Source organism: Cyanobium sp. CH-040 (assembly GCF_024346135.1).
Lineage (GTDB): Bacteria > Cyanobacteriota > Cyanobacteriia > PCC-6307 > Cyanobiaceae > NIES-981.
On record NZ_JAGQCJ010000009.1, the window covers coordinates 96,745 to 108,448 of the forward strand.

At 70.3% G+C, this 11,704-nt stretch carries 13 protein-coding genes; 11 read left to right on the top strand and 2 right to left on the bottom strand.

Going from position 1 to position 11,704, the window contains the following annotated elements; translation table 11 throughout:
- Positions 1–80: 80 nt before the first annotated feature.
- A complete protein-coding gene (locus tag KBY90_RS09825; RefSeq protein ID WP_254968415.1) occupies positions 81–1,076 on the top strand; it encodes a protochlorophyllide reductase in 996 nt (331 codons plus the stop codon).
- Here the strand turns inward: KBY90_RS09825 and KBY90_RS09830 are convergent.
- Positions 1,060–1,482 (bottom strand): hypothetical protein, encoded by a 423-nt coding sequence (locus tag KBY90_RS09830; RefSeq protein ID WP_254968416.1) that lies wholly within the window; start codon positions 1,480–1,482, stop codon positions 1,060–1,062. The two genes, KBY90_RS09825 and KBY90_RS09830, sit on opposite strands and share 17 nt — an antisense overlap.
- A 310-nt stretch (positions 1,483–1,792) precedes the next feature.
- On the opposite strand from KBY90_RS09830, the gene KBY90_RS09835 reads away from it, so the two are divergent.
- A complete protein-coding gene (locus tag KBY90_RS09835; RefSeq protein WP_254968417.1) occupies positions 1,793–2,533 on the top strand; it encodes a BMC domain-containing protein in 741 nt (246 codons plus the stop codon).
- A 25-nt stretch (positions 2,534–2,558) separates the two neighbouring features.
- Here the strand turns inward: KBY90_RS09835 and KBY90_RS09840 are convergent, their stop codons facing one another.
- Positions 2,559–3,140, bottom strand: coding sequence for a non-canonical purine NTP pyrophosphatase (locus KBY90_RS09840; RefSeq protein ID WP_254968418.1), 582 nt, complete (start codon positions 3,138–3,140; stop codon positions 2,559–2,561).
- A 210-nt stretch (positions 3,141–3,350) separates the two neighbouring features.
- Here KBY90_RS09840 and KBY90_RS09845 point away from each other — a divergent pair, with 210 nt between their 5' ends.
- From KBY90_RS09845 to KBY90_RS09885, 9 genes are all read left to right on the top strand, one after another.
- Positions 3,351–3,665, top strand: coding sequence for a BMC domain-containing protein (locus KBY90_RS09845; RefSeq protein ID WP_213202650.1), 315 nt, complete (start codon positions 3,351–3,353; stop codon positions 3,663–3,665).
- Between the two features lie 77 nt (positions 3,666–3,742).
- On the top strand, positions 3,743–5,155 hold the full coding sequence (locus KBY90_RS09850) for a form I ribulose bisphosphate carboxylase large subunit (protein ID WP_254968420.1): 1,413 nt from the start codon (positions 3,743–3,745) through the stop codon (positions 5,153–5,155).
- A gap of 101 nt (positions 5,156–5,256) precedes the next feature.
- On the top strand, positions 5,257–5,598 hold the full coding sequence (locus KBY90_RS09855; protein WP_254968421.1) for a ribulose bisphosphate carboxylase small subunit: 342 nt from the start codon (positions 5,257–5,259) through the stop codon (positions 5,596–5,598).
- Positions 5,599–5,713: 115 nt separating this feature from the next.
- Positions 5,714–8,074 carry a CsoS2 family carboxysome shell protein gene (locus KBY90_RS09860; RefSeq protein ID WP_254968423.1) on the top strand — a complete coding sequence of 787 codons (2,361 nt, stop codon included), beginning with the start codon at positions 5,714–5,716 and terminating at the stop codon, positions 8,072–8,074.
- Between the two features lie 7 nt (positions 8,075–8,081).
- The gene (locus tag KBY90_RS09865; RefSeq protein ID WP_254968424.1) at positions 8,082–9,755 is read left to right on the top strand and encodes a carboxysome shell carbonic anhydrase; all 1,674 of its coding nucleotides are present in this window, start codon (positions 8,082–8,084) and stop codon (positions 9,753–9,755) included.
- Positions 9,756–9,758: 3 nt separating this feature from the next.
- On the top strand, positions 9,759–10,046 hold the full coding sequence (locus KBY90_RS09870) for a carboxysome peptide A (protein WP_254968425.1): 288 nt from the start codon (positions 9,759–9,761) through the stop codon (positions 10,044–10,046).
- Positions 10,046–10,297, top strand: a complete 252-nt coding sequence (locus KBY90_RS09875; RefSeq protein WP_254968426.1) for a carboxysome peptide B — start codon at positions 10,046–10,048, stop codon at positions 10,295–10,297. Before KBY90_RS09870 ends, KBY90_RS09875 begins: the two co-directional genes overlap by 1 nt.
- A gap of 65 nt (positions 10,298–10,362) precedes the next feature.
- Positions 10,363–11,160 carry a BMC domain-containing protein gene (locus tag KBY90_RS15100; RefSeq protein WP_396122560.1) on the top strand — a complete coding sequence of 266 codons (798 nt, stop codon included), beginning with the start codon at positions 10,363–10,365 and terminating at the stop codon, positions 11,158–11,160.
- A gap of 5 nt (positions 11,161–11,165) precedes the next feature.
- On the top strand, positions 11,166–11,633 hold the full coding sequence (locus tag KBY90_RS09885) for a ferritin-like domain-containing protein (RefSeq protein WP_254968427.1): 468 nt from the start codon (positions 11,166–11,168) through the stop codon (positions 11,631–11,633).
- The last annotated feature ends 71 nt before the right edge of the window (positions 11,634–11,704 follow it).

The window sequence follows — 11,704 nt, forward strand, 5'->3', positions numbered from 1 at the left end:
CTGTTGAGTCCCGGCGAGCAGCCGGGGGAAGCGCCCTCGCCACTCCCTAGGTTGTCCGGCAGCCTCAAGGTTCCCGCTCCATGGCCGCATCCGCTTCCAGCGAAGCCTCCGCAGGCACGGTGCTGATCACCGGCACCACCTCAGGGGTTGGGCTCCACGCCACCAAGGCCCTCACGGACCGGGGCTGGACCGTGATCACGGCCAACCGCGACCCGGTGCGGGCCGCCGCCGCCGCCGAGAGCCTGGGCATTCCCCAGGAGCGGCTCCACCATCTGCGCATCGATCTCGGTGATCTCGACAGCGTGCGCACGGGCGTGGAAACCCTGGTGGATTCGATCCCCGGCGGTCTGGATGCCCTGGTGGTGAACGCCGCGGTCTACAAACCCCGGCTGAAACAGCCCGAGCGCTCACCGCAGGGCTACGAGCTGTCGATGGCGACCAACCATCTCGGCCACTTCCTGCTGATCCAGATGCTGCTGCCGAAGATCCAGCAGTCCGGCCATCCCTCCAGGCGCGTGGTGATCCTGGGCACGGTGACCGCCAACTCCAAGGAACTGGGCGGCAAGATCCCCATCCCCGCCCCGGCCGACCTGGGCGATCTCAGCGGCTTCGCGGCCGGATTCAAGCCTCCGATCGCCATGGCCAGCGGCAAATCCTTCAAGCCCGGCAAGGCCTACAAGGACAGCAAGCTCTGCAACATGATCACCACCCAGGAGCTGCACCGCCGACTGCACGAGAGCACGGGGGTCGTGTTCAGCTCCCTCTATCCGGGTTGTGTGGCGGACACGCCCCTGTTCCGCAACACGCCGAAGATCTTCCAGAAGCTGTTCCCCTGGTTCCAGAAGAACATCACCGGGGGCTACGTCACCCAGAGCCTCGCCGGCGAGCGGGTGGCGCAGGTGGTGGCCGACCCGGCGTTCGCCGTCTCCGGCGTGCACTGGAGCTGGGGCAACCGCCAGAAGAAGAACGGCCGGCAGTTCAGCCAGGAACTCTCCGACAAGGCGAGCAACCCCCAGACCGCCGCGAAGGTGTGGGACTACTCGATGCAGCTGGTGGGACTCAGAGACGGCGCCTGAACCCGCCTCCAAGTCCACCCTGGAAGCCGCCGCCGAAGCCGGTGTCCCGCGCATCGGCATCCGCGTCCATGGCGTCGCTGGTGCTCAGCTTCCAGACGTTGCGACTGAGCCGCCGGGCCCGCAGGCCGCCACGCTCCACAACGGCGCTGCCGGGCCTCGCCCCGAGCAGGGCCGTCACCTCGGCCGTGCTCAGCGGAGCCCCGGTCTGGATGGCCAGACGGGTGAGCTCGAGTCGCTGGCGCAGGGCGGCGAGGTCGGCATGGCCGCCATCCTCGGCTTCGCTCCACACCCAGGAAGGCCCGGTTTCGGAGCTGCTCAGCTTCTGCACCAGGCCGAGACCGATCAGGGCCAGGGCCTGCTCGGGCGTGATGCCCTGTGCCGAGGCCTGCGCCAGCCAGTCGGCCATGGGCGACGGCTGATCGTGGGGGAGGGCTTCGGTCGGGACAGAGTCGTGGGGCGGGACCGTGGCGCGGGGAGCGGACGAGCCCGGAGTACGGCTGCCGGCCATGGGACCTCTGCTGTCGTTGCCGGGACGGTACCGGCTCTGGGCTGCGGGGCAAGGGCCTTGGGAACCGGGCGGTAAGATCCGCCCCAGCACCCGACGCGCTCCCCAGCCGCTCCCCGCCGCCCCCTTGCCTTCGCCGAGCCGTTCACGAGAGGACCTGGCGATCCGGCGCCGTCGAGGGATTGAACGGCGGATCGAGCGGGGGATCGAGATGAGGGGACCCGCCATCACGGGAACGGTGGTCGACCCCGGCACCGACGGCGCCAGCTGCGTGATCACCACCGACAGCGAGGGCAGCCGTCTGGCGCGGCTGGACAGCCACGTGCAGTCGATCGAGCTGCGCACCTACGTGTTCCTGGACTCGCTGCAGCCCCAGCTGGCCGCCTACATGGGCACCGTGAGCCAGGGCTTTCTGCCGATCCCCGGCGACGCCTGCCTGTGGCTGGAGGTGTCCCCCGGGATGGCCGTGCACCGGGTCACCGACATCGCCCTCAAGGCCAGCACCGTGCGCCTGGGCCAGATGATCGTGGAGCGGGCCTTCGGCTCCCTGGCGCTCTACCACCGCGACCAGAGCAATGTGCTGCACTCCGGCGATGTGGTGCTGGAGGCGATCGGCAACCGGGTGGAGCAGCGCAGCCGCTGCGATGTGAGCTGGACCGAGATCATCCGGGCGATCACGCCCGACCATGCCGTGCTGATCAACCGCCAGAACCGCCGCGGCTCGATGATCCAGGCCGGCATGAGCATGTTCATCCTCGAAACCGAACCGGCCGGCTATGTGCTGATCGCCGCCAACGAAGCCGAGAAGGCCTCCAACATCACCGTGGTGGATGTGAAGGCCGTGGGAGCCTTCGGCAGGCTGACGCTCGCCGGCCGGGAAGGCGATGTGGAGGAGGCCGCGGCGGCGGCGATGCGGGCCATCCACCACATCAACGCCACCGCTCTCGGCTGAGGGACGCGACCACCAGGGCCGGGGATCAGTCCTCCAGACCCAGCAGCAGCCGCAGGCCGGGGGCCAGCTGGCGGGCGGCCTTGCCACGGCTGCCCAGGCGGTTCCTGAGGTGCTGGCCCATGCGCGCGTAGCTGGTGCCGGCCTCGCGCACATGGAAGATCGGGTCGTAGCCGGCACCGGCACCGTCCGGTTGGCGCAGCACCACGCCATGACACACCCCCTCGGCCTCCAGCACGGTGGTGCCGCTGGGATCGGCCAGGGCCATGGCGGTCACGAAGCGGCCGCCGCGGTAGAGGGAGTCGCCCAGTTCCTGCAGCAGCCGGTGCAGGCGCTCGCGGTCGCTGGGGGCATAGCGGGCCGAGTAGATGCCCGGGGCGCCGCCGAGGGCGTCCACCTCCAGCCCCGAATCGTCGGCCAGGGCCCACTGGCCGGTGAGGGCGGCCACGGTCTCCGCCTTGAGGCGGGCGTTTTCGGCGTAGCTGCGGCCGGTCTCCTCGATCTCCAGACCGTCGGGCTGCTGGCGCACCTCGAGATCGACGGCCTCGAGCATGGCCCCCAGTTCGGCCACCTTGTGGGGATTGCCACTGGCGATCACCAGCACCGGCACGGGCGCTCCGCAGCAGTGGTCATTGTGTCTGAGAGTCGACACAGGCAGGCGCCCAAGTATTGCCTAACGATTTATGAGGCACTGGTCAGCGCTGCTTATGAGTCGCACCGAAAACGGTGATGGTCGTGACAGCCCAGGTGGGTTGACGGGGGGCTAGGCGCCGGACGAGGGTTGCGGGGACCCTCCACCCCCCTCCATCTGGAGCAGGACATGGCTAACGAAACCATGGGCATCGCCCTCGGCATGATCGAGACCCGCGGTCTGGTGCCGGCCATCGAAGCGGCCGACGCCATGACCAAGGCCGCCGAGGTGCGCCTGATCGCCCGCGAGTTCGTCGGCGGCGGCTACGTCACCGTGATGGTGCGTGGCGAGACCGGCGCCGTGAACGCCGCGGTGCGCGCCGGCGCCGATGCCTGCGAGCGCGTGGGCGACGGCCTGGTGGCCGCCCACATCATTGCTCGCCCCCACCGCGAAGTGGAGCCTGCCCTGGGTGGTAGCGCCGGTTTCGTCGGTTCCAAGGACTGAGTCGGCTGACGCCTGAGGCCTGACGCCAGGGCGCAGTTCGCATTCCCCCCCTTTCCCGACCCAACCGGAGAATCCCCATGAGCAAGAAGTACGACGCCGGGGTCAAGGAGTACCGCGACACGTATTGGACTCCTGATTACGTCCCCCTCGACACCGACCTGCTGGCCTGCTTCAAGTGCACCGGCCAGGAAGGTGTGCCCAAGGAAGAAGTGGCCGCCGCCGTGGCCGCCGAGTCCTCCACCGGCACCTGGTCCACCGTGTGGTCCGAGCTCCTCACCGATCTCGACTTCTACAAGGGCCGCTGCTACCGCATCGAAGACGTTCCCGGCGACAAGGAGTCGTTCTACGCCTTCATCGCCTACCCCCTCGACCTGTTCGAGGAGGGCTCCGTCACCAACGTTCTGACCTCCCTGGTCGGCAACGTGTTCGGCTTCAAGGCCCTGCGCCACCTGCGCCTGGAGGACATCCGCTTCCCCCTGGCCTTCATCAAGACCTGCATGGGTCCGCCGAACGGCATCCAGGTCGAGCGTGACCGGATGAACAAGTACGGCCGCCCCCTGCTGGGCTGCACCATCAAGCCGAAGCTCGGCCTGAGCGGCAAGAACTACGGCCGCGTGGTGTACGAGTGCCTGCGCGGCGGTCTCGACTTCACCAAGGACGACGAGAACATCAACTCCCAGCCCTTCCAGCGCTGGCAGAACCGTTTCGAGTTCGTGGCTGAAGCCGTGAGCCTGGCCCAGGAGGAAACCGGCGAGAAGAAGGGGCACTACCTCAACTGCACCGCCGCCACTCCCGAGGAGATGTACGAGCGGGCCGAGTTCGCCAAGGAACTCGGGCAGCCGATCATCATGCACGACTACATCACCGGTGGCTTCACGGCCAACACCGGCCTGGCGAAGTGGTGCCGCAAGAACGGCATGCTGCTGCACATCCACCGCGCCATGCACGCGGTGATCGACCGCCATCCCAAGCACGGCATCCACTTCCGGGTGCTGGCCAAGTGCCTGCGCCTCTCCGGTGGTGACCAGCTGCACACCGGCACGGTGGTGGGCAAGCTCGAGGGCGACCGCCAGACCACCCTCGGCTTCATCGACCAGCTGCGCGAATCCTTCATTCCCGAAGACCGCAGCCGCGGCAACTTCTTCGATCAGGACTGGGGTTCGATGCCCGGCGTGTTCGCCGTCGCCTCCGGCGGTATCCACGTGTGGCACATGCCTGCCCTGGTGGCGATCTTCGGTGACGACTCGGTGCTCCAGTTCGGTGGTGGCACCCACGGCCACCCCTGGGGCTCCGCCGCCGGCGCCGCCGCCAACCGCGTCGCCCTGGAAGCCTGCGTCAAGGCCCGCAACGCCGGCCGCGAGATCGAGAAGGAATCCCGCGACATCCTCACCGAGGCTGCCAAGCACAGCCCCGAACTGGCGATCGCCCTCGAGACCTGGAAGGAGATCAAGTTCGAGTTCGACACCGTCGACAAGCTCGACGTGCAGTGAGATCGGCCGACCGGCTCGGGATGACGGCATGCAGCCGTCGTCCCGGCCGGTGCTGATCCGCACTTTCCCGGCTTCATTCATCCCATCCCACAAGGATCCCCATGCCCTTCAAGAGCACCGTGGGTGACTATCAGACAGTCGCCACCCTGGAGACCTTCGGCTTCCTCCCGCCGATGACCCAGGACGAGATCTACGACCAGATCGCTTACATCATCGCCCAGGGCTGGAGCCCCCTGATCGAGCACGTCCACCCCAGCCGTTCCATGTCGACCTACTGGTCGTACTGGAAGCTTCCCTTCTTCGGCGAGAAGGATCTCGGCGTGATCGTCAGCGAGCTCGAGGCCTGCCACCGCGCCTACCCCGACCACCACGTGCGCCTGGTGGGCTACGACGCCTACACCCAGAGCCAGGGTGCCTGCTTCGTGGTGTTCGAAGGCCGCTGAACCCTGAACAGGACGTTCAGGTTCACCTCCTCCTCGATCAATCACTGATCGCCAAGGGTCCCGGCACTGTCCGGGACCCCTCCTTTCCCACACGATTTCCATTCGACGGGCGCCGATGGCCAGCACATCCAGCCGTGAAGCAGCACTCGAGCGCCGCCGGGCTCTCACCACGGCAGGCAAGAAAGCCGCCAGCCGCTTCAGTTCCGGTCCCGGCAGGGTGCGCAGCGCCGCCGACGCCCGTCCCTCCCGCACCAGGGCGACGCCGGTCCGGACCGACCCGGTCATGACCGGGACGCCGGAACGCCGCCCCACCCCCGCCGCCAGACCGGAGCCGGCCATGAGCCTCGGCCAGCCCACCAGCCGCCCCAGCGGCCAGCGCATCAGCAACCCGAGCCGGGATCTGGTGCTGGCGCGCCGTGAAGCCCTCAGCCGCGGCGGCAAGCGGGCCAACACCTCCCGCGACCGCAACCGCGCCGATGTGGTCCGCAGCAGCACCCCGGCGGCACCCGCAGCGGCGCCCGCCACGACGACGCCCGCCCCCGCCGCCCCCAGCGCAAGGCCCAGCCTCAGCCTGAGCACCGGCGCGGGTGAGGCCTCCCGCGCCATGGAACGGCGCGGCCAGCAGAGACGCACCTCGGCCCAGCACAACCCCAGCCGCTCCCTGGTGCTGGCACGCCGCGAGGCCCTCTCCAAGCGCGGCAAGTCGGCCGCCCTGCCCAGCAACGGCACCGCCGCCTCGGTGGCCCGCCAGAGCCACCCCGACCTCAGCACCCGCGAGCTGGCCCAGAAGCTGCGGGAACTCAAGAGCAAGGTGGGCAGCGCCGGCTGCGCCCGCAACGGCGGCCCCCGTCCCTGCGGCCCCAACCGTCACGGCGCCCGCCAGACGGCCAGCGCCGACGCCCACTGGAAGGTGGGGATGAGCGAGACCACCGGCGGCCAGGTGGTCACCGGCACCCAGGCCAACCGCTCCCAAAAGACCACCGGCAACGAGGCGGCCACCTGCCGGCCGATCACCGGCACCGAATACCTGGGAGCCGAGGTGTTCCAGACCTTCTGCCAGAGCGACGCCCCCACCCGCCAGCCGGCCAAGGTGCGCGTCACCGCCACCAGCCATGGCAACCGGGTCACGGGCAACGAGGTGGGCCGCTCCGAGAAGGTCACCGGCGATGAACCCGGCACCTGCAAGCTGGTGACCGGCACGGAGTACATCTCGGCCAACCAGTCCGCCGCCTACTGCGGCACCGTCGCCAGCACGCCTCGCAAGGTGGGCCGCGGCGAAACCCTCGGCGGTCAGATGGTGTCCGGTGTGATGGTGGGCCGCTCGGAGCGGGTCACCGGCGACGAACCCGGCTCCGGCCTGCAGCTCACCGGCGATCAGTACCTGGGCGCCGAGCCCCAGGCGCCCGGAAGGGCCCCCGCCAAGGTCGCCAGCCTGCAGACCCTGCGCGGCACCGGCATCACCGGCACCCATGTGGGCCGCAGCGATCGGGTCACCGGCGACGAGCCTGGCAGCTGCCGCAACATCACCGGCGACGAGTACATCGGCACCCAGCAGTACGAGAGCTTCTGCGGTGTCAAACCCGCCCCCGAAGCCCCCAAGGTGGGCTTCAGCGTCACCAACCGCGCCCAGGTGGTGAGCGGCACCCGCACCGGCCGCAGCACCAAGGTCACCGGCGATGAGGCGGGCACCTGCAAGGCGGTCACCGGCACCCCCTACGCCGGCCTCGAGCAGGCCTCCGACTACTGCCCCACCCCCGCCGTGCGCTCCATCCGCGCCCGCACGCCGATGCGCGGCGCCAGCCGCATGAGCGGCATCCAGCCCGGCATCGGCGGCGTGATGACCGGCGCCGAGCGCGGCGCCTGCGAGGACGTCACCGGCACGCCCTACGTGGGGGCCGACCAGCAGCAGCTGGCCTGCGGTGCCGCCAGCGTTGAGGATGCCGACTTTCCCCGGCCCCTCGACGGCAGCCAGCCCTGGCAGCAGTTCAGCGTCCAGTCGCCGGCGCGAGCCGCCCAGATCGCCCGCGAGCGCGGCGGCGGGGTCACCGGCACCAGCTACGAGCAGGGCAACCGCATCACCGGTCCGTTCGACCTGGCCGGCGGCAAAGTTACTGGCACCGAGCAGTTCCGCTTCGACCGCCGCGGCTCCCAGATCTCCCGCGGTCCGATCGAGCCCTCCGCGCCGGTGAGCGTGGATGAGGACGCGCGTCCCACCTCACGGGTCACCGGCGAAGGCATCTCCGCCGGTCTGAAGATCACCGGCGATGACTGGGACCGCGGCGAGCGGGTCACCGGCACTGAGGGCCCCTCCGCCCGACGGCGCAATCCCACCCGGCCCGGGCCGATGACGGCCATGCCCGGCTTCCAGCCGAAGCGCAACGAGGACGTGCCCGAGCCCGTGAGCCGCGTCACCGGCTCCAGCGGCAACACCATGGCCGGGTCGCTGATCACGGTGTCGGGCGGAGCCCGCGGCTGATCCGCCGATGCCCCGACGTCCGGCTGCCGCCACTCCACCCCTCGCTCCCACGGCGCCCCGCCGCCGGCCGGGAGCGGCTGCCGACGCCCCGGCACCCGGTGGCGCCACTGAGCCCTCCCCGACCCCAGGCGCCCTGCGTGGCACCCGGGCCCGGGCTGCCTATCAGCAGGCCCGCAGCCTGGGCAGCCCCGGCCCGGCCCGCAACCAGCCCCTGCGCCGTGCCCGCGACGGTGCGGCCGGGCCTGCAGCCACCAGGATTCCCGCCCCGCCCGCGGGAATGCACCCCCTCACCAACACCGCCGCCAACACCGCCCTGCGCACCTACGACCAGGAGGTGAAGCACCGGTTCGATCGCATCGTGCCCGTGCTCAAGCGCATCGCGGCGCTGCAGCACGACGACGGCTTCGTGCAGCAGGCGCAGGCGCTGGCGCTGGCGGAACTGGGCCACGAACTGCCCCTGCCGATCCTCGAGTCGGCCTGGGTGAGCCAGCTCGACATGCGCACCCTGTTCGCCTGGTGCGTGTTCGAGGCCTACGAGCACACCAGTGCCGGCTTCTTCCAGCACGATCCGCTGGGGGGCCAGCCGGCCAGCACCGCCGCGGACGACTTCAACGCCTTCCTGCTGTCCTGCGGCTTCCATCTGCTGGACATCACCCCCTGCGCCGACGGGCGGCTGGCCCATGCGATCGCCTATGCCCTCCGGCTTCCCTACAGCTCGGTGCGCCGCCGCCCCCATGCCGGCGCCCTGTTCGACGTGGAGAACACGGTGAACCGCTGGGTGAAGACCGAGCACGGCCGCTACCGGGAGGGAGTGCCCAACGCCGCCCACGAGCCCACCCGCTACCTGAAGGTGGTGCTGTACCACTTCAGCTCCCTCGACCCCGCCCACGAGGGCTGCGCCGCCCACGGCAGCGATGACGCGCTGGCCGCTTCCTGCGGCCTGGCCCGCCTGCGCGACTTCCAGCAGGCCGTGGAGAACAGCTTCTGCTGCGGTGCCTCGGTGGACCTGCTGCTGATGGGCATCGACACCGACACCGATGCGATTCGCGTTCATGTTCCGGGGCTCGATGGCAGCACCCACCTGGAGCACTGGCTGGATGCCCGCGACGTCTACGACGCCACCCGCGGTCTGGCTCCCGGAGCTGCCCGGGAGCGCATCGAATCCCTGGTGCGCGACCACGCCGCGGCGTCACCCGACCCGGGGATGGTGAAGCTGGTTAGCCGTCTGCTGGAGAACAACATCTCCCAGATCGACTATGTGCGCGACGTTCACGGTGGCCATTACAGCGACGACGGCCATGCCGAGCGTTTCATCGGCGTGGGCATCGGCTTCAAGGAGATCCATCTGCGCAACCTCACCTATTTCGCCTACATGGACACCGTGGAGGAAGGAGCTGCCGACCTGGATGTGGGCGTGAAGATCTTCAAAGGCCTCAACGTGTCACGGGGCCTGCCCGTGCCGGTGGTGGTGCGCTTCGACTACCACGGCCAGGTGCCCGGGGCGCGGGAGCGCGCCGTGCGCCACTGCCAGCGGGTGCAGGCGGCGATCGAAGCCCGCTACGGCGAGCTCTTCCAGCAGGGCCTGCTGCACGCCCTGCTGACGGTGCGGGACCAGGACCGGCACACCCCGGCCGAGACGATAGGTTCCACGATCACGTTCGCGACCGCAGGAGGGCACTGAGAGATGCTGATCTGCAAGGTGGTGAAACCGCTGGTGTCCACGAACCGCATCCCCGATTTCCAGCACAAGCATCTGCAGGTGGTGCTCGACGGCAGCACCCAGAAGGTGGCCGTGGATGCGGTGGGGGCGATCCCCGGGGACTGGGTGATCTGCGTGGGCAGCTCCGCGGCCCGTGAAGCGGCGGGCAGCAAGTCGTATCCCAGCGATCTGACGATCGTGGGCATCATCGATCACTGGGATCCTGACGCCGCCAAGGCCGAAGCCGCCCGGCTGAGCGGAGGCGGCTCCTGATGGAAATCATGCAGGTGGTCGGCTCCCTGGTGTGCACCCAACGGGTGGGTGGCCTCGATCACTCCAATCTGCGGGTGCTGCGCACCCCCAAGGGCAAGTTCAACGTGGCGGTGGATCCCGTGGGCGCATCCCCCGGCAACTGGGTGTTCACGGCCAGCGGGTCCGCCGCCCGCTTCGCCTGCCCCGATCCGAACGTGCTCACCGACCTGACCATCGGCGGAATCATCGATTTCTGGGAACCCGACGGCTAGGGCCCCCGTTGCAGCCAGCCTCCCCCGCTCCTCCCCCAGCTCCCTGACGCCCCACCCCTCTCACCATGGCCGCCACTCCCACTCCCCCCGCCGGCACCACACCTCCTGCGGCAGCCGACCCGGCCCCAGGCCCTGCCCCCCAGCCCGCTCCTGAGCCGGCCGCCGCCGCGCCGACTCCGACACCTGCCGCGCGCTCCACGGCCCGGGCCCTGCCCGCCGCCAGCAGCAGCAGCACCCGCGGCGGCAGCAGCGGCCGCGCCGCCGGCGCCCGGACCGGAACGACCCGTACGGCAGCCTCCCGCGCCACGACCACCCGGCCGGCCACCACCGGCAGCCGGCGCGCCAGCGGCAGCACCAGCGCCGCGAGCACCGCCGCCGCGGGCACCGCGGCCCGGAGCAGCACCTCCCGGAGCAGCGCAGCCCGCAGCTCGACCACGCGCAGCGCAGCCCGCAGCTCGACCACGCGCAGCGCAGCCGGCGCCGGCCGGCGCGCCAGCGGTGGCGGTGCCGGTGGCGGCGGCACCACCCGCTCGGCCGGCGCCAGCCGCGGCGAGTCGCCGGCAGCGCTGCCGGGCATTGCCCTGGGGATGATCGAAACCCGTGGACTGGTACCGGCCATCGAAGCGGCCGACGCGATGACCAAGGCGGCCGAAGTCACCCTGGTGGCCAGGGAATTCGTGGGCGGCGGCTACGTCACCGTGCTGGTGCGTGGTGAGACCGGCGCCGTGAACGCCGCCGTGCGCGCCGGCGCCGATGCCTGCGAGCGTGTGGGTGACGGCCTGGTGGCGGCCCACATCATCGCCAGACCCCACACCGAGGTCGAACCCGCCCTGCGAGGCACCGGCGCCACCCGCCGCCTGTGAACGCCATGGACGCCGTGCATCCACGCGTCCTGGGCTACCTCGGACGCGCCCTCAGCCTCGAACTCACCGCCGTCCAGCAGTACATGACCCAGGCCTCCCTGGCGGAGACCTGGGGCGATGCCGACGCCGCCCAGCGCTTCCGCCAGGAGACGGTGGAGGAGATGCGCCACGCCGAAACGATCGTGCAGCGGATGCTGGCGCTGGACGCGGTGCCGGGCGCCTCCCAGCTGCGCCCCGTGACTCACGCCGGCGACCTGGCAGGACTGCTGCGCCAGAACATGGTGCTGGAGGAGGATCTGGTGAACCTCTACGCCGAGGCCGTGCGCTTCTGCCTGCTGGTGGGCGACGAGCAGAACGAGGCCTTCTTCCGTCAGCTCTGGAGCGACGAACAGCACCACGCCGAGGACCTGGCTACCTGGCTGCGCAGTCTGGGGGTGGTGCAGCAGCGCCACCTGGAACGGGCAACGTTTTAGTGCTGACGGGGGCTGAAGCGGTCCCGGGCCGGGGGCTCACTCCTAGAGTCCGGCCCCGGGGCGACCGCCTC

Bases quoted from the DNA above. Each gene is read 5' to 3' on its own strand.
- KBY90_RS15100 (WP_396122560.1), top strand. From the start codon at position 10,363: ATGGCCGCCACTCCCACTCCCCCCGCCGGCACCACACCTCCTGCGGCA.
- KBY90_RS09845 (WP_213202650.1), top strand. From the start codon at position 3,351: ATGGCTAACGAAACCATGGGCATCGCCCTCGGCATGATCGAGACCCGC.
- KBY90_RS09860 (WP_254968423.1), top strand. From the start codon at position 5,714: ATGGCCAGCACATCCAGCCGTGAAGCAGCACTCGAGCGCCGCCGGGCT.
- KBY90_RS09830 (WP_254968416.1), bottom strand. From the start codon at position 1,482: ATGGCCGACTGGCTGGCGCAGGCCTCGGCACAGGGCATCACGCCCGAG.
- KBY90_RS09870 (WP_254968425.1), top strand. From the start codon at position 9,759: ATGCTGATCTGCAAGGTGGTGAAACCGCTGGTGTCCACGAACCGCATC.
- KBY90_RS09855 (WP_254968421.1), top strand. From the start codon at position 5,257: ATGCCCTTCAAGAGCACCGTGGGTGACTATCAGACAGTCGCCACCCTG.
- KBY90_RS09835 (WP_254968417.1), top strand. From the start codon at position 1,793: ATGAGGGGACCCGCCATCACGGGAACGGTGGTCGACCCCGGCACCGAC.
- KBY90_RS09865 (WP_254968424.1), top strand. From the start codon at position 8,082: ATGCCCCGACGTCCGGCTGCCGCCACTCCACCCCTCGCTCCCACGGCG.
- KBY90_RS09885 (WP_254968427.1), top strand. From the start codon at position 11,166: ATGGACGCCGTGCATCCACGCGTCCTGGGCTACCTCGGACGCGCCCTC.
- KBY90_RS09825 (WP_254968415.1), top strand. From the start codon at position 81: ATGGCCGCATCCGCTTCCAGCGAAGCCTCCGCAGGCACGGTGCTGATC.
- KBY90_RS09875 (WP_254968426.1), top strand. From the start codon at position 10,046: ATGGAAATCATGCAGGTGGTCGGCTCCCTGGTGTGCACCCAACGGGTG.
- KBY90_RS09850 (WP_254968420.1), top strand. From the start codon at position 3,743: ATGAGCAAGAAGTACGACGCCGGGGTCAAGGAGTACCGCGACACGTAT.